We start from the raw sequence: 20,287 nt of genomic DNA, 5'->3' as shown, positions 1-20,287 counted from the left end.
TCCGCCGCCGCAGTAGGAGGCTGGTGAGAAATGCGGGCTAGCGACCTCCCCGGGACAGCTCCTCGATCACCGACGCCAGCGGGCCATGCCCGCCGAACAGGACGAGCTTGTCTCCCGCGAGCAGCACGAACGACGGCAGCGGCTGCACGACGGCCTGGTCCCCCCGCAGGACCGCCAGGATCGTGATCCCCGGGTCCCCCCCGGTCGGCAGCTCCCCCGCCGTCCGCCCGGCCCAGACGGATCCCGGGGAGACGTAGAAGACCTCGATCACCTTCTTCCGCAGGAACTCCTCGAACGCCGCCACCATGGCTTCCCCGCGGGGAGCCTCGCGCTCGCGAAGGATCCGGTAGGTCCCGCTGCGGATCAGCTCCTCCTGCTGCAGGACGATGTGGTCCGGGACGTGGTACTCCCGGAGAACGCGGGCGAAGATCTCCACCGAGGTCTCGAATTCCTCGGGGATGACCGCGTTCGCCCCGAGGGCGATCAGGTCGTCCACGTCCGCCACGTACCGTGTCCGCACGAGGATGAACAGCCCCGTGCCGGCGCGCCGCGCGACCGCGACCGCGCGGCGGGTCGCCATCGGATCCGAGATGGCGAGGACCATCATCCTCGCGCGGGAGATCCCCAGCCGGTCGAGGATCTCCGGGTTGTTCACGTCCCCGTAGAAGATCGGCTCCCCCTCCTCCCGGAACCGCCGCACCAGCATGTCGTTCAGGTCCACCACGACGTAGGGAAGGCCGACGGACCGGAGCACCTTCGCCAGGTTTCTCCCGTTCATTCCGTACCCGGCGATGATGACGTGGTTCTCCTTCTGCGGGCCGGACGGGGCTCCCTCCACCGGGGCGGCCTCGTCCGGAACCCTTGCGATCCGCCGCGTCCAGAAGCGCGCGATCCCGGGCGCGGCGTTCACCAGGAACGGCGTGGCGATCATCGTGAGGACGGCGACGACCAGGAGATACTGGTAGGCCCCCGTGTTCACCAGCCCTTCGCGGTAGCCCTGGAGCAGCAGGACGAAAGAGAATTCCCCGACCTGGGCCAGCGCCACTCCGCCGAGCACCGCCGTCGTCCACGCGTACCTCTGAAGGCGGATCGCCGCTCCGGCGCAGAGCGCCTTCCCCGCCAGCACCGCCGCCGTCAGGAGGAGGAGCTGCGGAAGGTGCCGGGCCAGGAACGGAAGGTCGAGGAGCATCCCGGCGGAGACGAAGAAGATCCCGTTGAAGACGTCCCGGAAGGGGAAGATCTGCGCGGCGATGTCGCTGATGTAGTCCGACTCGGTGATGACCAGCCCCGCAAGGAAGGCGCCCATCGCCAGCGACAGCCCGAACATCTGGGCGAAGGAAGCCGTCCCGAGGATGAGGAAAAGGACCGCCATCGCCAGGATCTCCCGGCGGTTGAGCCGGATGACCTCATGGAGCAGGCGCGGGATGACGAACGTCGCAAGCAGAAGGACGGCGGCGACCCCCGCGCCCGCCTTCAGCAGCGTGAGAGCGACATCGGAGAGCCGGGCCGTCTCCCAGTCCCCCAGGGAAGGGATCAGCAGCATCATCGGGATCACGGCCATGTCCTGGAACAGCAGGATGCCGACGGAGATGCGGCCGTGCGCGCTCTCGATCTCCATCCGCTCGGAGAGGAGCTTCATGACGATCGCGGTGCTCGACACGGAGAGGACGAAGCCGATGAACAGCGCCTGCGGGACGGGGAAGCCGGCCGGCAGCAGGATCAGCAGGACGGCCAGGATCGTCCCGAGGAGCTGCCCGCCGCCCCCCATCAGCAGCCGGCGCCGCATCTTCCCCAGGTTGCTGAAGGAGATCTCGAGCCCCACGGTGAACAGGAGGAGGGCCACCCCGATCTCCGCGAGCGAATTCACCATCACCGTCCCCGACACCAGCTTCGCCCCCGAGGGGCCGATGATGGCGCCGCCGACGAGGAAGGCCGTCACGACGGAGAGCTTGAGCCTGCTGAAGAGGAGGGCGACGGTGATGGAGATCGCGAGGACGACCGCCAGGTCGCGCAGAACATGGTGCAGATCCAAGTGCCCCCCCGCGTTCGGTCGGTTTCCTTGAGTCTAACAGCACCACGTGGCGGTTTTTCCGCGGATTTACGCTAAAGTTTCCGGAGGGGCGGTCCGAGAAGAGAGGTAGCAGGACGCTGACGGTTTTGCTCCCCCTCCCCGGGGGGGCATATGCCCGCATCCCCCGCCAAGAGAACCGCGGGCAGACGGGAAGATCCCCCGAGGTTCCCGCCTTACCTTGGGGGGTCTCCATTTCTCTATAATATTCCGATGAATCGCATGGAGGGATCGGGGATGGCCCGGAACGGCGAACGGGAGGTCCGGCGGTTCTTCGAGGCGGCGGGGCTTCGCAAGGAGATCCTCCGGTTCCCGGAATCGACGCACGACTCGGAAAGCGCCGCGCGCTCCCTCGGCGTGGAGCCCGGCCGGATCGCCAAGACCATCCTGTTCCTGGCCGACGCGTCCCCGGTCGCCGTCGTGGTTTCCGGGGACCGCAGGGTGGACCTGAAGAAGGTCCGTTCCCTGGGGCACGGCCGGAACGTGCGCCTCGCGGGAGCCGGGGACGTCACGGCCCTCACGGGATTCGCGGTCGGCGCGGTGTCGCCCGTGGCGCTCCCCCCCGGGATCCCCTTGTACCTCGACCGGTCGCTGCGCCGGTTCCCCGTCATCTACCCCGCCGCGGGGGAGACGGACTGCATGTTCGCCACCACCCCCGACGAGCTGGCCGCCCTGACCGGCGGCAGGGAGGCGGACCTGTCCCGCGACGACGGTTGAGGCGCTTCCCGCACCCGTTTTCCGCCGTTCGCGGATACAATGGTTTCCTGGAGAGCGAACCGGATGGCGACCGGATCGACGGACATCGTTGCCTGCCCCGACTGCGACCTGCTGCAGCGGGTCCCGTCCGTTCGGGCGGGCGAGACGGCCCGCTGCCCGCGCTGCGGGCGGGCGCTCGCCACCGGGAAGACGGACCCCTTCGACCGCACGCTGGCGCTGGCGCTTGCCGCCCTGGTCGCCCTCGTTCTCGCCAATACGGAGATCCTGATGGAGCTCTCCGCCCGGGGGCGGGAATCGAGCACGACGATCCTCGGCGGCGCGCGGGAGATGTGGCGGCAGGGGGAAAGGGTCTCGGCCGTCCTGGTGTGTTTCTTCACGACGGCGGCGCCCGCCGCCTACATCGGCTGCATGATCGCCCTGCTGCTCGCGGTGCGGCGCCCCCCCGCCCCGCGGTGGGCCGGGACCGTGCTGCGCTGGGCGGAGACCGGCAACCTCTGGTCGATGGTCGAGGTGATGATGCTCGGCATCCTCGTCTCCCTCGTCAAGATCGCCTCCCTGGCGGACGTGCGGCCGGGCATCGGCTTCTTCGCGGTCGGGCCGCTCGTGTTCCTGCTCGCGGCGATGTCCACCAGCTTCGATCCGCGGGAGGCCTGGTCGCGGGTGCGGTGGGAGAACGGCTATTGGCCGGGGTCGGACCGATGACCCGCCCCCCGCCGACCGCCGCCCTCGCCGGATTCGTCTCCTGCGGGACGTGCGGGCTGCTCTGCCGCCCGGCGGAAGCGGGGAAGCCGGGGGAATGCCCGCGATGCGGGGAGCCGCTGGCCTTCCGGTTGCCCGAATCGATCGAGCGCACCTGGGCATACGTCGTCGCGGCGGCGGTCTGTTACCTTCCGGCCAACCTCCTCCCGGTGATGACCACCACCACGATCAAGGCCACCACGGAGAGCACCATCCTCAGCGGCGTCATCCATTTCTACACGACCGGCTCCTGGTTCCTGGCGCTGATCGTCCTCGTCGCGAGCGTGATCATCCCGCTGGGGAAGCTCGGCGCCCTGGCCTACCTGCTGGTCACGGTCATGCGCCGCTCGACCGGGAGACCCCTCGAGCGGGCGCGCCTGTTCCGCATGTTGAAAGCCATCGGGCGTTGGTCCATGCTCGATGTATTCGTCGTCATGTTCGTCGTCGCCCTCGTGCGGTTCGAGCCGTTCATGTCGGTGGTCCCGGGGCCCGGCGTCCCGTTTTTCGCGGCGGTGGTGATCCTGACCATCCTCGCCGCGGACGCCTTCGACCCGCGCCTGATCTGGGACCCCGCCGGGAAAACAGGAGGAACAGGTGGCTGAAGACTCCGGACTCCCGAACGTACCCGTTCCCGAGGCGGAAATCGCGCCGAAGCGCCGCCTTCCGATCTCCGTCGTCTGGTTCATCCCGCTCCTCGCCGCGCTGGCCGGCGTCGGCGTCGCCGTCCAGCAGTACCTGGCCGAGGGTCCCGCCATCCAGATCTCGTTCCGGTCCGGCGAAGGGGTGGAGGCGGGCAAGACGACCATCAAGTACAAGGACATCGAGATCGGGCAGGTGACGGGAGTGCGGCTGTCGGAGGACTACACCCGGATCCTCGTCACGGCGAAGATGGAGAAAAGCGTCGAGAAGCTGCTGGGCAGCGACGCGAAATTCTGGATCGTGAAGCCGCGCGTGACCCTGAGCGGGATCTCCGGCATCGGCACCCTGCTCTCCGGGAACTTCATCCGGTTCGAGCCGGGGACGTCCCGCGTCCCGGGGCGCGAATTCACGGGGCTCGAGACGCCGCCCGCCGTCACCCAGGACCTCCCCGGGAGGGAGTACCGGCTCCGGGCCGATACCCTCGGCTCCCTCGGAGTCGGCTCCCCGGTGTACTACCGGCGGCTGAGCGTGGGGCAGGTCATTTCCAGCGCCCTGGCGCCGGACGGCAGGTCGGTGGAGATCCGGATCTTCCTGAACGCGCCGTACGACAAGTTCGTTTCGTCGGGCACGCGGTTCTGGGAGGCCAGCGGGGTCGACGTGACGGCCGGCGTCGACGGGTTCACCGTGCAGACGGAATCGTTTCTCTCCCTCGTGATCGGGGGGATCGCGTTCGAGACGCCTCCTTCCCTGGAGGGATACCATCCCGTGCCGGACAACGCGGTGTTCCTCCTTGCCGCCGACCGGACCGCGGCGCTTTCCCCGCAGGAGGGCGAGGCCGACCCGTACGCCCTGCATTTCGACGAGCAGCTTCGCGGCCTTTCGGTCGGAGCGCCCGTGAATTTCATGGGGCTGCAGGTGGGAGAGGTCACGGGGATCCGGCTGGAGTTCGATCCCGCGACGGAAAGCGTGGGGACGCGCGTGGACATCGTCGCCTTCCCGTACCGCTTCCTGAGGGACATGAAAAAGGCGGGCCCCTACGCGAAGAAGGAGCTGCCGCCCGGGAAGCGCCGGGAGCTGATGCAGCGCCAGGTCGTCGGGAAGGGGCTCCGCGCGCAGCTCCGCAGCGGCAGCCTGCTCAGCGGGCAGCTCTACGTCGCCCTCGACTATTTCCCGGACGCGCCGCAGGCCATGATCGACTGGTCCGGAAAGCCGCCCCGGTTCCCGACCGTCCCCGGCGAGACGACGGTCCTCCGGGCCACGCTGTCGAGCATCCTGGCGAAGATCGACAACGTCCCCATCACGGAAATCGGCAAGGAAACGAAGGAGGCGATCGCGAGCCTCGACCGGACGCTTCGCCTCCTCGAGGGGGAGACGCTGCCCGAGGCGAAGAAGAGCTTCGCGACCCTCGACAGGACGCTCTCCCGGGTCGACAGCGAGATCGTCCCCGAGGCCCGGAAGGCGCTCGAGGAGCTGCGCCGGGCCTCCGCGGCGGCCGAGCGCGCCCTCAAGGACGCGGACGAGATGCTCCTCGCCCCGGACGCGGCGGGGCGGCAGGAGCTGCTCGACGCCCTCCGGGAAACCGCACGCGCGGCGCAGGCGGTCCGCCTGCTGGCCGACTCCCTGGAAAGAAATCCCTCCGCGGTGATCCGCGGCAGGAAACCGGAGAAGCCCCGATGAGAAACCCGGTCCCCGTCTTCCTCTGCGCGCTGGCCATCGGCTGGGCGGGATGCGCCACGCCCCGGTCGGAGTTCTACACCCTGCACGCCCCCGCGGCCGCGCCCGGCGCCTCGGCCCCGCGCGTCGCGGTCGGGCCGGTCTCCATCCCCTCCCTCGTCGACCGTCCCCAGATTGTCGTCCGGACCGGGCCGAACCGGGTCTTCATCGACGAGTTCCACCGCTGGGGATCGCCGCTGCGCGACGACATCGCCCGGGTCGTCGCGGGGAACCTGGCCTCGCTGCTGGAGGCCTCCTCCGGCGCGTACCGCGTCCGCATCGACGTGACGGCCTTCGACTCCGTCCCCGGCGAGGCGGCCGTCCTGGAAGCCGCCTGGACGGTCCGGGCGGAAGGGAGCGACGGAGACCGCTCCCGGCCATCGCGCTCGGGGCGGACCGCCGTCCGGGAGCCCGTGAAGGGCGAGGGCTACGAGGCGCTCGCCGCGGCGCACAGCCGGGCGCTGGAAGTCTTGAGCAAGGAGATCGCGGAGGCGGTCCGGACGCTGGAGGGCGGGGGGAAGTGAGTCAGCCCTCGATGCCCAGCACCCGGATCAGGCGGAACAGGTAGGTCGGCGACAGGCCTAAGAGCTCGGCCGCCCGCGTCTTGTTCCCGCCGGCCTTCGCGATCGCGCGGCGGAGGACCGCCCGCTTGTGCTCCCGGACGGAGTCGTGGAAACGCTCCTCCTCGGGCGAGGCGGGGACGGGCTGCGCCTCCGGGTCCGCCAGTCCGAAGCAGAGGTCGGCGGAGGCGATCTCCCCGCCCTCGGAGAGCGCCGCCGCGCGCGCGACGGCGTTCTCCAGCTCGCGGATGTTCCCCGGCCACGCGTACCGCCCGAGCGACTCCAGCGCCCCGGGAGCGAACGCCTTCCGCCCCGCGCCGAGCTCGCGGCAGGTCCGGGCGAGGAAGAACTCCGACAGGGGGACGACGTCCTCCCGGCGCTCCCGCAGCGGCGGCAGATGGATGGGGATCCCGTTGACGCGGTAGTAAAGGTCCTCCCGGAACTTCCCCTGTGCCGTCTCCCGCTTCAGGTCGCGGTTCGACGCGCAGATGAGGCGCACGTCGGAGGAGAAGGTCTTGACGCCGCCCACCCGCTCGAACTCCCGGTCCTCCAGGACCCGCAGCAGCTTCGCCTGCGCGTCCGGCGGGACCTCCCCCACCTCGTCGAGGAAGAAGGTGCCGCCGTCGGCGAGCTCGAACCGGCCGGGCTTGGACTGGACCGCGCCGGTGAACGCCCCCTTCTCGTACCCGAACATCTCCGCTTCCCACAGCGTCGGCGGGATCGCCGCCCCGTTGATTTTCAGGAACGGGCCGTCGCGGCGGGGGCTGATCCGGTGGATCGCCCGGGCGACCAGCTCCTTTCCCGTCCCGGTCTCCCCCGTGATGAGCACGGAGAACGGGGAGGCGGCCGCCTTCTCGATCACCTTGCGCACCTCGAGCCAGGCGGGCGACCGTCCCACCATCCCGAACCACTCCTCCACCGGCGCGCTCGCCCCCTCGCGCTCGGACACGGCGGAATGGGCGACGGCGTTCCCCACCACGCGCAGCAGCTCCGCCTCGTCGAACGGCTTGGAGATGTAGTCGAAGGCGCCCGCCCGCATCGCCTCGACGGCGTCCTCGATCCGGCCGAACGCCGTCACCAGGATCACGGGGAGCGCGACGTGGCGCTCACGGCACAGGCGGAACAGCTCCAGCCCGTCCATCTTCGGCATCCGGATGTCCGTCACCAGCGCGTCGACCCGGTGCTCCGCGAGGAACGCGGCGGCGGCCGCGCCGTCCGTCGCCTCGGACACCTCGTACCCCTCCCGCGTCAGCATCGCCCGCAGGATGCGGCGCAGGTTCCGGTCGTCTTCCGCTATGAGGATCGAGCCCTTCATGCTTGCGCTAAGCCTCCGGGAGCTTCACGACGAAGCGGCTCCCGCTCCCTTCCCGGCTTTCCACGGCGATCGACCCGCCGTTCTCCTCGACGATCCGGCGGCAGATCGCCAGTCCCATCCCCACCCCGCGCTCCCGCGTCGTGAAGAAGGGGCGGAACAGCAGGCCGCGGTCCGAGTCGGTGATCCCGAGCCCCGTGTCCTCCACGGAGATCAGCGCCTTCCCTCCGGCAGCGCTCACCCGGACGGTCAGGTCCCCTCCCTGGGGCATCGCCTCGACGGCGTTCGTAAGGAGATTGTAGACCACCCGCTCGACCTCCGCGGGGTCCGCGTTGACGCTGGGAGCCGGATCGCCGAACAGTACATGCCGCCGCACCGATCCCATCGCGGCGGACTTCTCCCGAAGGAGGCGGGCCACCGCCTTCTCCACGGGCTCCCGCAACGACAACGTCCGCGGCTTGCGCCCCGAAGGGCGCGCGTATTCGAGGAACTCCGTGACGACGCCGTTCAGGCGGTCCGCCTCCTCGACGATGATGTCGAGGAACTCCCGCTCCTTCGCGCCCGCCTCCCGGCTCAGGAACTGCGCCGCTCCCTTGATCGCGCCGACGGGCGTCCGGACCTCGTGGGCGAGCCCCGCCGCCAGCTCCCCGATCGTGGCGAAGTGCTCCCGGCGCTGGATGCGCTGCTGCTGCCGCAGGTTCTCCACGGCCAGGCCGATCCCGTCCAGGAACGGCAGGAGCAGCTCGATCTCCCGGAACGACGGCCGCTTCTCCCGCCAGCGGAACAGAACGACGGCGACGAGCTTCCCCCGCAGGAAGACGGGGATCGACGCGTCGAACGTGTCGTCCCAGATCGTGACGTCGGCCGCCTTCGACCCGCCGTGCTCCATGACGCGCAGGACGGGATACCGCTTCGAGAAGCGCGAGAACGCCCGGATGTACTCCTCCGGCCGCACGGGCAGCGTCCCGAACCCCTCGTCGGCGCCCCCTTCCGGTCCGACCCACAACGATACGTCGCCGACGAAGGGGACCTGGGAAAGCGCCTCCTCCACGTTCCGCGCGATCTCCGCGAGCGACTGCGCCTCCGGAAGCTTCCTGGCGAAGCCCGAGAGCACCGACTGCACCTTCCGCGACTGCCGCACGAGGAGGTCCGAGGAGATGGCGCCGAGCTTCCGCATCAGGACGGGGTAGAACGTCAGCAGGAAGATGGAGATCAGGAACACGCCCGCCAGCGGGAACCAGAATTTCCTGCCGGACGCCACCTCGAGGACGCCGAAGACGACGGCGAAGGCGAAGACCTGGATGACGAGCAGAACGCCGCGCCCGACGATGTCCGGCAGCTCGAAAAAATGGAGGTGGAGAATCCCCGTCGCCACGAAATAGAAGAAGACGAGCACCCCGAACGCCGCCAGCGGCGGGAAGTAGATGCCGGTGCCGGGGAGGAAGTTGAGCGGCGCCACCGCGCTGGCGATCCCGCCGCCGATCACGAGGAACTGGTACTTCTTCCGCTCGACCGCGGTGTGGGTGTCGCCGAAGCCGTGCCGCAGGATGATGTACAGCCCCGCGCCCAGGTACGGATAGACGTACAGCATGGCCGCCACGTTCCACCAGGGAGAGAGGAGCAACGGATCGTAGAAGAGCGTCACTCCGAACGCCGCGCTCGCCCACATGCCGGCGACGAACGCCGCGGAAAACCATCGCGGGCGCGTCCGGACCGCGGCGCCGCAGTACCTCAGCGCGAACGGGGGGAGGAACATCGCCCCCGCCAGGCTCACCTTGTGCCAGAAGTCGGAAGACATCGTCTTCCAGAGGAATTCCGGGAAGCACCACAGGAAGATGACGAAGGAGAGGTCGGAGAACGCCTTCGCCTCGCGGTCGCCCCGCGCGAAGGCGCGAAGGTACACGGCAATGGCCAGCGCCACCACCCCCGCGACAAGGCTTCCCTGGGCGTAATAGTCCATGATGGGGAGAACAGGATCCGGTCCGGACCCCGCGCTCCCTACGTCCGCCATCTTCAGCGCAGGCGGGCCTCTGCCGCTGCCCAGTCGACGTTCCGGAAGAACGCCGCGATGTAGTCGGCCCGCTTCAGCCCGTAATCGATCATGAAGGCGTGCTCGAACACGTCCATGACGAGGATGGGGGCCGCCCCGGCCAGGTTCGCCACGTCGTGCTCGTTGACCCACTGGTTGAAGAGCCGGCCGCTCTCCCCGTCCCGGTACAGCACGACCCAGCCGATGCCGCGCATCGCGCCCGCGGCGCGGAAATCGGCCTCCCACTTCTCCACGCTTCCGAACTCCGCCGCGACCGCCTTCCCGAGCCTCCACGCCGGATCCAGCGCGCCTTTCCCCCCGAGATTGCCGAAGTAGAGCTCGTGCAGCCGCATCCCGTTCCACTCCCAGCCGAAGCGGCGCTTCAGCTCCGCGTACTCGGGAGCGGCCGTTTTCCCCTCGGCCAGCATCGCCGCCAGGAGATCCGAAAGCTTGTTCGTGTTGGCGACGTATCCCTGGTAGAGGGTGAAGTGGTTCTTCAGCAGCGTTTCGCCGAAACCTTCCATGCCGATCAGCTTCCCGTAGTCCATGGCGGCGTAGGGCATGCCTCTCCCTCCTTTTCCGGATGTGGTTGGATATCCCTATTCTGCCTGAAGGGGGGAGCCGGCGGACAAGATTCTTTCGCCGGCGGGAACGGGCTCCCCGGAGGGAACCCGCCCCCGCTCGCGGAACGGCGTCACTTCCAGTTGTACTTGACCATCGGGGCGTTCGGATCGCCCGCCCATTCCTGGGAGGATCCGTCGTACATCTTCACGTTTTTATATCCGAGAACCTCCGAGAGGACGAACCACCAGCCGGACGCGAGCCGGCCGGTATCGCAGTAGACGATGATCTCGGCGTCCTTGTCCTTGCCCACCACGCCCTCGGCCATCCCCTCGAGATCGGCCATGGGCCTGAACGCCCCCTCCTTGGTAAAGAGCCACGCGGAGGGAAGGCTCACGGAATGGGGGATGCGGCCCGCGCGCGCCACGAACGGGAGCTTCGACGCGCCGAAGAAGAAATCCGGGGTGCGCGTGTCGACGATCACCGCTTTCCCGATCTTCGAAAGGACGTCGGCCTTGGAGACCAGGATCCCCTTGTTGTAGGCGAGCTTCCCTTTCGCTGCGCCCGCCTTGCCGGGCTCCGTGGATTGCGGCTTCCTGTCGGCAGCCCACTTGTTGGAGCCGCCGTCGAGCACGCCCACCTGCCCGACCCCGGCGTACTTCAAGGTCCAGGCGACCCGGGTCCGGTTCACCTGCTCCGCAACGTTGTCGACGGATCCGACGACCACGACGGGCGTGTCCTTCCCGATCCCCGCCCCTTCCAGGATGGCGCTCAGCACCTCGTCGTCGGGGACCTGGTTGTCCATCTTGTCCCGGGTCACGGCCCAGGTGCCGTACGGCTGATGGAACGCATTTGGAACGTGCCCGGCCTTGTAAGCATCGCCGCTGCGGATGTCGACGATCCGGAGGTCCGGCGCGTTCGCGTTCTTTTCCAGCCAGTCGGCGGACACGATCTTCGGGATTTCCAGGGCCGGGGCTACGGCGGGAACGGCCAGGATCAGCGCCGCCAGCCATACAAGCAATACCTTGTCGCGGAGCCTCATTTTACCCTCCTGCGGATTATTTGGTTTGTGCGGCATCAACATCCTGCTGATTGTCCAAAAGATGCGGGAATAAAGAAAAAGGTTCCCTGAGGAATCCCTTCATCTTCCCGCCGGAAAAAAGGCCCACGCGGCGCATGGCGACCGTGGGCCTTCATCCACCGGACAAAGAACGGCGGGATCTACTGTTTCGAGGCTGCCCTTTTCTTTCTCCCCTCCGCCAGCTTTCCGGCAAGACCTTTTTCCTGGGCGATTTTCTTTTTCGCTTCCGAATACTTCCTCGCGACGAGCGGGGTCTTCGAGGGAATTCCGAACGCCTTCCGGTAATCTTTCGGGGTCATCTGGTGGCTTACGGCGATATGCTTTTTCAACGTCGTGAACGACTTGCCGCAGACAAGGCAAACCACTTTATCCGCGCCGAACGCCTTGTTCACCGGGATGGCCGGCTTGACTTCCTTGGCGCCGATTTCGATTTCCTCGCCCTCGGCTCCGGCAAGTGCCACCAGTTTCTGATACACCGCCTGCATTTCGCTTAATAGTTCATCCGATCCCATTTCATTTACGGAAGCGTGCGCAGAAACAATTTCCGCCGTCAGCTCCACCAGCAGTTTTTTCTCCATTATTCTCCCCCGAAAGTTGATTTTTCATAAATCATTGTTTATCGATAACCTCTCCGTTGTCAATACACTAATAACCAAAATAAAAACTTCATCCGTTTTATCAAGCACCCGCTTTGTGTCTTCGGAAGAAATCCGATCCATCCTATAATGTAGTCATCTCATCGTAAAGGAAAGCCCCATCGAAACAGTAAATCCTTTTAAAAACAATAGCTTGGACAACAACCAGAAAATCCCCCCCGAGTTGACGGCCGCGTGCGGGATCTCGCTCGTCCTGTACCTTGGATCCTACATGCGAATCCCCCTGGTCCCTCTTCTCGCCGGACGGCTCGGGGCCTCCACGAGCGAGGTCGGCTGGATCGGCGCCGCCTCCATGTTTGCTGCGGCCTTCCTCTCCTTCCCGCTGGGGCTGATGTCCGATCGGATCGGGCGGAGATTGCTGATCCTTTCCGGGGTCGCGGTCTCCTGCATGACCTCCGTTCTCCTGCCCGCCGCCCGCGCGCCGCTGCATATCGGGCTGATCTACCTGTTTTCCGGCGTGGGGCTGGCCTGCTTCTCCCCAGCGATGATGTCCCACGTCGCGGACATCGTTCCCGCGCGTTTCCTCGGAAGAGCGTACGGCTGGTACACCGCCGCGATCTACGCAGGGATGGCGCTGGGGCCGGGGATCGGGGGAGCGATCGGCTCCCGGGGGTTCGGCGCCGCGTTCGCGGCGTCCGCGCTGATCGTCGGATCGGCGATTCCCCTGTTCTTCCTGCGGATCGGGCCCCGTTCCGACAAGTCCACCCGAGCCCGGTCCGGGGGGAGCCCACTCCCGGACCTCCGGGAAGTCGTGCGGACGCCCGCGGTTCTCGCCTGCTGGACGACGACTTTCTTCTCCTCCTACGCCTGGGGGTCCCTCCTTTCGTTTTTCCCGCTTTACGCAAGAGACGCGGGGATCTCCCTGGTGCACACGGGCCTCATCTTCACGGCGCAGGCGGCGACGAACGCGCTGTTCCGGATACCGGCGGGGCACATGCTGGACCGGGGGGGAGAGCGACGCCTCTTCTTCCTGGGCGGGACCACGTTGTTCGGGAGCTGCATCGCCCTCACGGGCGCGTTCCGCGGAGAGTTCCCTCTCTACCTGCTGTTCGCGGCGGTGGGCGCCTCGATGGCGGTCACGTTCACCGCGGTCGGGACCGTCCTTTCGGAATCGGTGGCGATCCGCGTGCGCGGGCTGGCGATGGGGGGATATAACACGTGCATCTACGGCGGATTCATGGCATCCGCCGCCGTGACGGGGATCGTCATGGAGCGCTGGGGCTACGCGGCGGGATTCGCCTCCGCTGGACTCGCCTGCATCGTATCGACCACGGTCGCCTGGCTCCCCCGGAGGACCCGGTGAAGGAGGCTCACAAGCCGGCGGTCGCGGACCGGGGCATGTAGACGCTCTCCGCCTCGGCGACGAGGCGGTCGATCAGATCCTTCACGCTGGGGATATCTTTTATTTTCCAGACGTTCTCCCCGGAAAACACCAGCCCTTCCTCCACATCGCCGTCGCGGGACATCACGAGGCGATCCACGATGCAGAACTTGTGGGAGCAGCTTTTCAGGCATCCCTTGCGGCACTCCCCGGGGTAAACGTTCTCCCCGCGGAAGTACCGGTCGAGGAAGCGGTTGCGGATCCCCCGCCCCGGCATCCCCACCGGAGAGTCGAGGATCACGATGTCTTCCTTGCGCGCGTTCAGGTAGGCCTGCTTGAAGCCTTCCGCCACGTCGCACTCCTTCGTGAGCACGAAGCGCGTCGCCATCTGCACGGCGTCCGCGCCGAATTTCCCGATCATCTCGGCGATGTCGAAGCCGTCGGTGATCCCGCCCGCCGCGATCAGCGGGACCTTCTTGACCACCTTGCGCACCTCGGGGAAGATCTCGCGCAGCGGCCGGTCCGTGCCGAGGTGTCCGCCCGCCTCCTTCGCCTCCACGACGATGGCGGCCGCGCCCAGCCGTTCCGCCAGTTTCCCGAACTCCGGGGACGACACGATGGAGACGATGGGGACGTCGTGATCCTTTCCCACCTTGAAGACGTCGCGGGAGAAGCCGGCGCCGGTGACGATCATGTCCACGCCCGCCTCGATGGACGCCTTGACGACCTCGGCGAAATGCCGGATGGCATACATGATGTTCACGGCGATCACGCCGCGGGTCATCCGCTTCGCCTTGCGGATGTCCTCCTGCAGCTCGTCGATCGGGATCCCCGACCCGCCGATCGTCCCGATCCCACCGCACTCCGCCACCGCGGCCGCGAGCGACGACGTGGAAACGCGCACCGACATCCCGCCCTGGACGATCGGGATCCTCGCGGTGAACCTGCCGATTTTCAATTCAGGAAGCTTCACCTTCCCCCCACCTCCCTTTAGTGCTCCAGTTCATAAATTCAGTCGCGCGCCTTGCCGGATGCGGCGCATCGACGCTCTCGGTGCTCACCGTATTTATGAACTGGAGCACTAGGCAAACGAGCCGATATTGTACCGGAATGAACCGGATTTCGGGGAGAAAAATGGAACGGTCCGCGGGGCGCGGGCGGTTCTGGTATAATTGGCGGCATCGCACGGAATCCCGGGCCGCAGAAGGAGGGTGCAATGCGCCGAATCCTCACGATCGCCTTAGGTCTGGCCGCCGCATCGGGAATCCTGAACGTCTCCCTGTCCCCCGCGAACGCGGCGGATCCCCCCGCCGCCCCCACCGGCGTGACCGTTCCGAAAGGATACCGGGACTGGGCGGTCGTCGCCCCCTCCCAGCGCGACGATAAGGACGAGATCCGCGTCATCCTGGGCAACGGCATCGCGATGAAGGCATACCGCGCGAAGACGCTGCCCTTCCCGGACGGGGCGGTCCTGGCGAAGCTGGCGTGGAAGCGCGTCAAGTCGAGTGAGTTCCCCGACACGCTTGTGCCGAAAAACCCGCAGCGGATCGAGTTCATGGTGAAGGACGCGAAGAAGTACGCCTCCACCGGAGGGTGGGGGTTCGGGCGCTTCGTCGACGGCAAGCCCGCCGGGGAGGCGGATCACTCGACCTGTTTCCCGTGCCACCAGGCAAACGTGAAGGGGCACGATATCGTCTTCACGCGATACGCACCTTGAAGGATCGGGCGGAAAATTGGATTTTCACGTAACGCCGCTGCGAAGCGGCTCCTCCGGAAACCTCACGCTCGTCTCCCACGCGGGGACGATCCTGCTGGTCGACGCAGGCCTCCCCTCCCAGCGGGGGCTCTCGGCGGCGCTCTCGGAGGCGGGATACGGATGGGACGACGTGGACGGCGTCCTGGTATCGCACCTGCACAGCGACCACATCAACGAGTCCGCCGTCGCCTGCTGCGCGCGGCACGAGATTCCGATCCACATGCACCAGGGCAACCTCGACGGCTTCGCCCGGAAGGTCCTCCCCCGGTCGCCCGCGCGGGGGCCGGTCCTGCCGTTCCGGGACGGCGAGACGTTCTGCATCGGGGGGATCGCGGTCCGGTCGTTCCGGGTCCCCCATGATGCGCGGGGAGTCACGTGCGGGTTCTCCTTCACGACCGCCGCCGCGGAGCGCGACGTCCGCGTGACGATGGCCACCGACCTGGGCCGGAACGAGAACGGCCTGTTCGAGCAGTTCGTCGACAGCGACCTGATCCTGATCGAGGCGAACTACGACGAGGAGATGCTGTACCGGAGCCGGCGGCACGACCGGGCGCGGGTGGGTTCGGGCGTGGGGCATTTCTCCAACGTCCAGGCGGGGAAATTCCTGGTGCGGGTCCTCCAGGAAAGCCGGAAGACCCCCTCGGCCGTCATCCTGTGCCACCTGAGCCTCGACCACAACACTCCCGACCTTGCGCGCGGCACGGTCCGGGAGATCCTGTCCGCCCACCGGTTCGACGGGATCCCCGTCCACGCGGCCCGGCGGGACGGACCGCTGCGGAAATTCAGCGTTTGATGGCCGGGGACCCGTGAATAACGGGATCCGCGCGGTCGTCCAAATGGATCGGCAAGAAAAACCATGGGGGAATTCCATGCGCAAGACCGTCTGCCTCGCAATGATCGCCCTCCTGCTGCTCCCCGTCCTCCAGGGGTGCGCCACGACGGGCAACGGGATGCAGGAGCGCCGGAACACCGTCGTGGGCGCGGGGGCGGGCGCCGTCGGGGGGGCGGTCATCGGAGGAATCGTCGGCGGGAAGCGCGGCGCGGTGGTCGGCGGGCTGCTGGGCGGCTTGACCGGCGGCATCCTCGGCAGCTACAAGGACCAGAAGGAGAAGGGGCTCGCGGAGACGAAGCTGGCCCACGCGGATTATGACGCGGCGAAGGGATCCCGGGTGCGGATCGAGCAGGTCCGTTCCACCCCGCCCAACGTCCGTGCCGGGGACACCGTCGAGATCCAGATGACGTACGCCATCCTGACCCCGCGGGAAGACGTCATGGTTCCCATCCGGGAAACCCGCGAGATCCTGTTCGAAGGCTCCCGCGTGGGGGAGGCGTCGATCGACATCGAGCGCGAGGGCGGCACGTGGCGCTCCGTCGTCCCGATCACCCTGCCCCGCAACGCCCGCCCGGGCAGCTATCGCGTCGTCGTGACCGTCGATACGCGCAGCGGCGGTAAGGATTCCGAAGAGATCACGTTCCGGGTCCGTTGAAGGGGAACGGCCCGCCGCGATGAAGCCCACCCTCCGAGGCCGCGACATCGATCTCCTTGTCGGCGCGCGCCACTGGGACCCGTTTTCGGTGCTGGGTCCCCACCTCGCCGGCGGCAAGGGGGGGAAGTTCGTATCCATCCGGTCGATCCAGCCGCGGGCGCAAAGCGTCTCCGTCCTGCGCGATGCGGAGGGCGCCGCGACGCGGACGGAGATGGCCCGCATCCATCCCGACGGCGTGTTCGAGGCGCAGTTCCCCGGAGAGGCGAAGATCTTCCCTTACCGCCTCGAGTTCGTCGACGGGGACGGCTTCCGGTGGGAGCGGCACGACCCGTACGCCTTCGGCCTGATCCTTTCCGATTTCGACATCCACCTGCTGGCGGAGGGGACCCACCTCGACCAGTACGAGAAGCTGGGGAGCCATCCGGCGATCCGGGACGGCGTCGCCGGGACCGTCTTCGCGGTGTGGGCGCCCAACGCGGAGCGCGTGTCGGTGGTCTGCAACGCCAACCACTGGGACGGACGAGTGCACCCGATGCGCAACCGCGGGGCGTCTGGGATCTGGGAGATCTTCCTTCCCGGCGTGGGGGAGGAGGAGGTCTACAAGTACGAGATCCGCGCCCGGGACGGCGGCGGGATCCTTCTCAAGACGGATCCCTTCGCGTTTCGCTGCGAGCGGCCGCCCCGCACGGGGTCGATCGTCTGCTCCGTCGACGGGTACGCGTGGGAGGACGCGGAATGGATGGCGCGGCGTGCGCGCCGCAACCCGCTCGACGGCCCGCTCTCCGTCTACGAGGTCCACCTGGGGTCCTGGAAACGGAACGGGGAAGGGCGATATCTCTCCTACCGGGAGCTCGCGGACGAGCTGGTGCCGTACGTCCTGGAGATGGGATACACGCACATCGAGCTGCTGCCGGTCGCCGAGCACCCCTTCGACGGCTCGTGGGGATACCAGGTGCTCGGGTACTTCGCCCCCACCTCCCGCTTCGGCCGGCCCGAAGATTTCATGGAATTCGTCGACCGGTTCCACCGGGCGGGGATCGGCGTGATCCTCGACTGGGTCCCCGCGCACTTCCCGCGCGACGCCCACGGGCTCGCCCTCTTCGACGGGACGCACCTGTATGAACACGCGGACCCGAGGCTGGGCGAGCACCGGGACTGGGGCACCCTCATCTTCAACTTCGGGCGGCGCGAGGTGGCGAACTTCCTGCTGTCGAACGCCCTGTTCTGGCTCGACAAGTACCACATCGACGGGCTTCGGGTCGACGCGGTGGCGTCGATGCTCTACCTCGACTACTCGCGCAGGCCCGGCGAGTGGATCCCGAACGCCTTCGGGGGGAGGGAGAACCTCGAGGCGATCGCTTTCCTCAAGCGGATGAACGAGGAGGTGCACGGCCGGCACCCCGGCGCCGTCACGATCGCCGAGGAGTCCACAGCGTGGCCCGCGGTCTCCCGCCCCGTGTACCTCGGCGGGCTGGGGTTCACCCTGAAATGGAACATGGGGTGGATGCACGACATGCTGGAGTTCTTCCGGAAGGACCCCATTCACCGGAAGTTCCATTTCGGAGACCTCACCTTCGCGCTGCTGTACGCTTTCCACGAGAACTTCGTCCTCCCCTTCTCCCACGACGAAGTCGTGCACATGAAGCGCTCGCTGCTCGACAAGATGCCGGGCGACCTGTGGCGGAAGTTCGCCAACCTCCGCCTGCTCTACGCCTACATGTACGCGCACCCCGGGAAGAAGCTGCTGTTCATGGGGGGGGAGTTCGGGCAGTGGGACGAGTGGGACCACGACCGCTCCCTGCAGTGGGACCTCCTGCAATGGGACACCCACCGCGGCGTGCAGCGGTTCGTCCGCGACCTGAACCGCCTTTACCGGGAGGCCGGCGCGCTCCACGAGGGAGATTTCCGCCCCGAGGGATTCGAGTGGATCGATTTCCGGGACGTGGACAACTGCGTCGTCTCCTTCCTGCGGAGGGGCGCGGACCCGGGAGACTGCATGGTCTGCGCCTTCAACTTCACTCCCGTGCCCCGGGAAGCGTACCGCCTCGGGGTCCCGTTCCCCGGCCGTTACACGGAGGCATTGAACAGCGACGCCGCCTCCTACGGAGGGAGCAACATGGGAAACGGCGGCTCGGTCGTCGCGGAGGAGATTCCGTGGATGGGGCGCCCGTATTCCGTTTCGCTCGTACTTCCCCCCCTCGGAGCGATCTTCCTTTCTCCCGGGCGCTGAGTGGAACCGGTTCTCCAAGGCGCCTTCGCCTCCACGTTCCAGGCGCTGCGCCACCGGAATTTCCGCCTCTGGTTCTTCGGCCAGCTCACGTCGCTCGTGGGCACCTGGATGCAGTCCATCGCGCAGAACTGGCTGGTCTACGAGCTGACGGGCTCCGCGGCCGACCTGGGGCTGGTCAACTTCGTCGGCGCCGTGCCGATGTTCCTGCTGACCCTCTATGCCGGCGCGATCGCCGACCGCTTCGAGAAGCGCCGCGTCGTCTTCTGGTGCCAGGCCGCGATGATGCTGCTCGCCTTCCTCCTCGCCCTCCTGAGCTGGAGCGGCGCCGTGCGCTTCTGGCACGTCCTCCTGCTCGCGTTCCTCTTGGGGAGCGCGATGGCGATCGACACGCCGGCGCGGCAGGCTTTCGCGGTGGAGCTGGTGGGGAAGGAGGACCTGGGCAACGCGATCGCGCTGAACTCCGGCATCTTCCACGGGGCGCGCGTCCTGGGCCCGGCGGCCGCCGGGATCCTCGTGGCGACCTCGGGCGTGGCGGGCGCCTTCTTCCTGAACGGCCTGAGCTTCCTCGCCGTGCTCCTCGCCCTCTTCCTGATGGACGTCTCGCTGATCCGGCGGACGGGCGCCGCGGGCGAATCCGGGAGGGACCAGCTCGCCGGGGTGAAGTTCCTGCGGGAAAACCGGGTCCCGCGCGCCGTCGTCCTGCTGGTCTCCGTCTCCGCGCTGATCGCCATGCCCTATTACGTTCTCGTACCCATCTTCGCCAAGGAGATCCTCGGCGGGAGCGCGGGGACGTACGGTGTCCTCATGTCGGCGGCCGGGGCGGGGTCGGTCGCCGGCTCCCTGTTTTCCGCCACCCCCTTCGTGGGGAAGCGCAAGGGGCGGGCGATGATGACGGCGGCCCTGGTCTTCCCCGCCCTGCTGGCGGGCTTCGCCTTCTGCAGGAGCTACTGGCCCTCCATCCTGCTGTTCGCCGCCGTGGGTTTCTCCTACGTGGTGCAGAACGCCCCGGCGAACGCCATCCTGCAGGAGCTCGTGCCGGACCATCTCCGGGGCCGCGTGATGGCGCTGTACGTTTCCCTTCTGCTGGGGCTGATGCGGGTCGGGAGCCTGCTGATCGGATGGCTGGCCGAGCTGACCTCGACGCCCGCCGCGCTCGCGTCGGTCGGTGTCGCCGGGGTTGCCGCCGCCCTCTGGATCCGCCGACGGTACCCGGAGCTGACGGAGGGGGACACACATGGCCCTTCGCCATGAACTGGCGGAGGACACTCTTAACCCTTCGCCCGTACGGAAGGCTAAGAGTGTCCCCCTCTGGCTCCCCGCGCTCCTGGCCGTCCTTCTGTGGGCCGGGTTCGCGTTCGCGTGGTCGTTCGCGGTGACCGGGGACAGCCACGACGACGGGGAGGAAACCTTCCGGGCCAT

19 protein-coding genes are annotated in these 20,287 nt (G+C 67.6%); 12 read left to right on the top strand and 7 right to left on the bottom strand.

Annotated elements, in window-relative coordinates; all coding sequences use genetic code 11:
- Positions 1–37: 37 nt before the first annotated feature.
- The gene (locus AB1346_10695; GenBank protein ID MEW6720905.1) at positions 38–2,032 is read right to left on the bottom strand and encodes a cation:proton antiporter; all 1,995 of its coding nucleotides are present in this window, start codon (positions 2,030–2,032) and stop codon (positions 38–40) included.
- Between the two features lie 273 nt (positions 2,033–2,305).
- Between AB1346_10695 and AB1346_10690 the strand changes: the two genes are divergently transcribed.
- The 5 genes from AB1346_10690 (at position 2,306) to AB1346_10670 (ending at position 6,399) form a co-directional block, all read left to right on the top strand.
- Entirely contained in the window at positions 2,306–2,785 is a 480-nt protein-coding gene (locus AB1346_10690; protein ID MEW6720904.1) for a YbaK/EbsC family protein, read from the top strand.
- Positions 2,786–2,848: 63 nt separating this feature from the next.
- On the top strand, positions 2,849–3,487 hold the full coding sequence (locus AB1346_10685) for a paraquat-inducible protein A (GenBank protein ID MEW6720903.1): 639 nt from the start codon (positions 2,849–2,851) through the stop codon (positions 3,485–3,487).
- Positions 3,484–4,125, top strand: coding sequence for a paraquat-inducible protein A (locus AB1346_10680; GenBank protein ID MEW6720902.1), 642 nt, complete (start codon positions 3,484–3,486; stop codon positions 4,123–4,125). Before AB1346_10685 ends, AB1346_10680 begins: the two co-directional genes overlap by 4 nt.
- Entirely contained in the window at positions 4,118–5,839 is a 1,722-nt protein-coding gene (locus AB1346_10675) for an MlaD family protein (protein ID MEW6720901.1), read from the top strand. The genes AB1346_10680 and AB1346_10675 overlap by 8 nt, the downstream gene beginning before the upstream one ends.
- Entirely contained in the window at positions 5,836–6,399 is a 564-nt protein-coding gene (locus AB1346_10670; GenBank protein ID MEW6720900.1) for a PqiC family protein, read from the top strand. Before AB1346_10675 ends, AB1346_10670 begins: the two co-directional genes overlap by 4 nt.
- Before the next feature lies 1 nt (position 6,400).
- Here the strand turns inward: AB1346_10670 and AB1346_10665 are convergent, their stop codons facing one another.
- From AB1346_10665 to AB1346_10645, 5 genes are all read right to left on the bottom strand, one after another.
- Positions 6,401–7,750, bottom strand: a complete 1,350-nt coding sequence (locus tag AB1346_10665) for a sigma-54 dependent transcriptional regulator (protein MEW6720899.1) — start codon at positions 7,748–7,750, stop codon at positions 6,401–6,403.
- A gap of 7 nt (positions 7,751–7,757) precedes the next feature.
- Complete coding sequence (locus AB1346_10660) at positions 7,758–9,707, bottom strand: ATP-binding protein (protein MEW6720898.1); 1,950 nt, start codon at positions 9,705–9,707, stop codon at positions 7,758–7,760.
- Between the two features lie 53 nt (positions 9,708–9,760).
- Complete coding sequence (locus AB1346_10655) at positions 9,761–10,339, bottom strand: Fe-Mn family superoxide dismutase (GenBank protein MEW6720897.1); 579 nt, start codon at positions 10,337–10,339, stop codon at positions 9,761–9,763.
- Positions 10,340–10,470: 131 nt separating this feature from the next.
- Positions 10,471–11,379: a rhodanese-like domain-containing protein gene (locus tag AB1346_10650; GenBank protein ID MEW6720896.1), complete on the bottom strand. Its 909-nt coding sequence runs from the start codon at positions 11,377–11,379 to the stop codon at positions 10,471–10,473.
- 179 nt (positions 11,380–11,558) lie between these two features.
- Positions 11,559–11,996 carry a MucR family transcriptional regulator gene (locus AB1346_10645; GenBank protein MEW6720895.1) on the bottom strand — a complete coding sequence of 146 codons (438 nt, stop codon included), beginning with the start codon at positions 11,994–11,996 and terminating at the stop codon, positions 11,559–11,561.
- 211 nt (positions 11,997–12,207) lie between these two features.
- Between AB1346_10645 and AB1346_10640 the strand changes: the two genes are divergently transcribed.
- On the top strand, positions 12,208–13,377 hold the full coding sequence (locus AB1346_10640) for an MFS transporter (protein MEW6720894.1): 1,170 nt from the start codon (positions 12,208–12,210) through the stop codon (positions 13,375–13,377).
- 7 nt (positions 13,378–13,384) lie between these two features.
- On the opposite strand, the gene AB1346_10635 is transcribed toward AB1346_10640, so the two are convergent.
- Positions 13,385–14,368, bottom strand: coding sequence for a nitronate monooxygenase family protein (locus AB1346_10635; protein ID MEW6720893.1), 984 nt, complete (start codon positions 14,366–14,368; stop codon positions 13,385–13,387).
- Between the two features lie 243 nt (positions 14,369–14,611).
- Here AB1346_10635 and AB1346_10630 point away from each other — a divergent pair, with 243 nt between their 5' ends.
- From AB1346_10630 to AB1346_10605, 6 genes are all read left to right on the top strand, one after another.
- Positions 14,612–15,112 (top strand): cytochrome P460 family protein, encoded by a 501-nt coding sequence (locus AB1346_10630; protein ID MEW6720892.1) that lies wholly within the window; start codon positions 14,612–14,614, stop codon positions 15,110–15,112.
- A gap of 16 nt (positions 15,113–15,128) precedes the next feature.
- Positions 15,129–15,944: an MBL fold metallo-hydrolase gene (locus AB1346_10625; protein MEW6720891.1), complete on the top strand. Its 816-nt coding sequence runs from the start codon at positions 15,129–15,131 to the stop codon at positions 15,942–15,944.
- 76 nt (positions 15,945–16,020) lie between these two features.
- Positions 16,021–16,638 carry a glycine zipper domain-containing protein gene (locus AB1346_10620; protein MEW6720890.1) on the top strand — a complete coding sequence of 206 codons (618 nt, stop codon included), beginning with the start codon at positions 16,021–16,023 and terminating at the stop codon, positions 16,636–16,638.
- Positions 16,639–16,657: 19 nt separating this feature from the next.
- The gene (gene glgB, locus AB1346_10615; protein ID MEW6720889.1) at positions 16,658–18,868 is read left to right on the top strand and encodes a 1,4-alpha-glucan branching protein GlgB; all 2,211 of its coding nucleotides are present in this window, start codon (positions 16,658–16,660) and stop codon (positions 18,866–18,868) included.
- Positions 18,869–20,119 (top strand): MFS transporter, encoded by a 1,251-nt coding sequence (locus tag AB1346_10610; protein MEW6720888.1) that lies wholly within the window; start codon positions 18,869–18,871, stop codon positions 20,117–20,119.
- The coding region (locus tag AB1346_10605) for a hypothetical protein (GenBank protein MEW6720887.1) at positions 20,103–20,287 on the top strand (185 nt) is incomplete at its 3' end. The genes AB1346_10610 and AB1346_10605, both read left to right, overlap by 17 nt.

Source organism: Thermodesulfobacteriota bacterium (assembly GCA_040758155.1).
Classification (GTDB): domain Bacteria; phylum Desulfobacterota; class Deferrimicrobia; order Deferrimicrobiales; family Deferrimicrobiaceae; genus UBA2219.
This window is presented reverse-complemented; position numbering and strand designations above follow the sequence as displayed.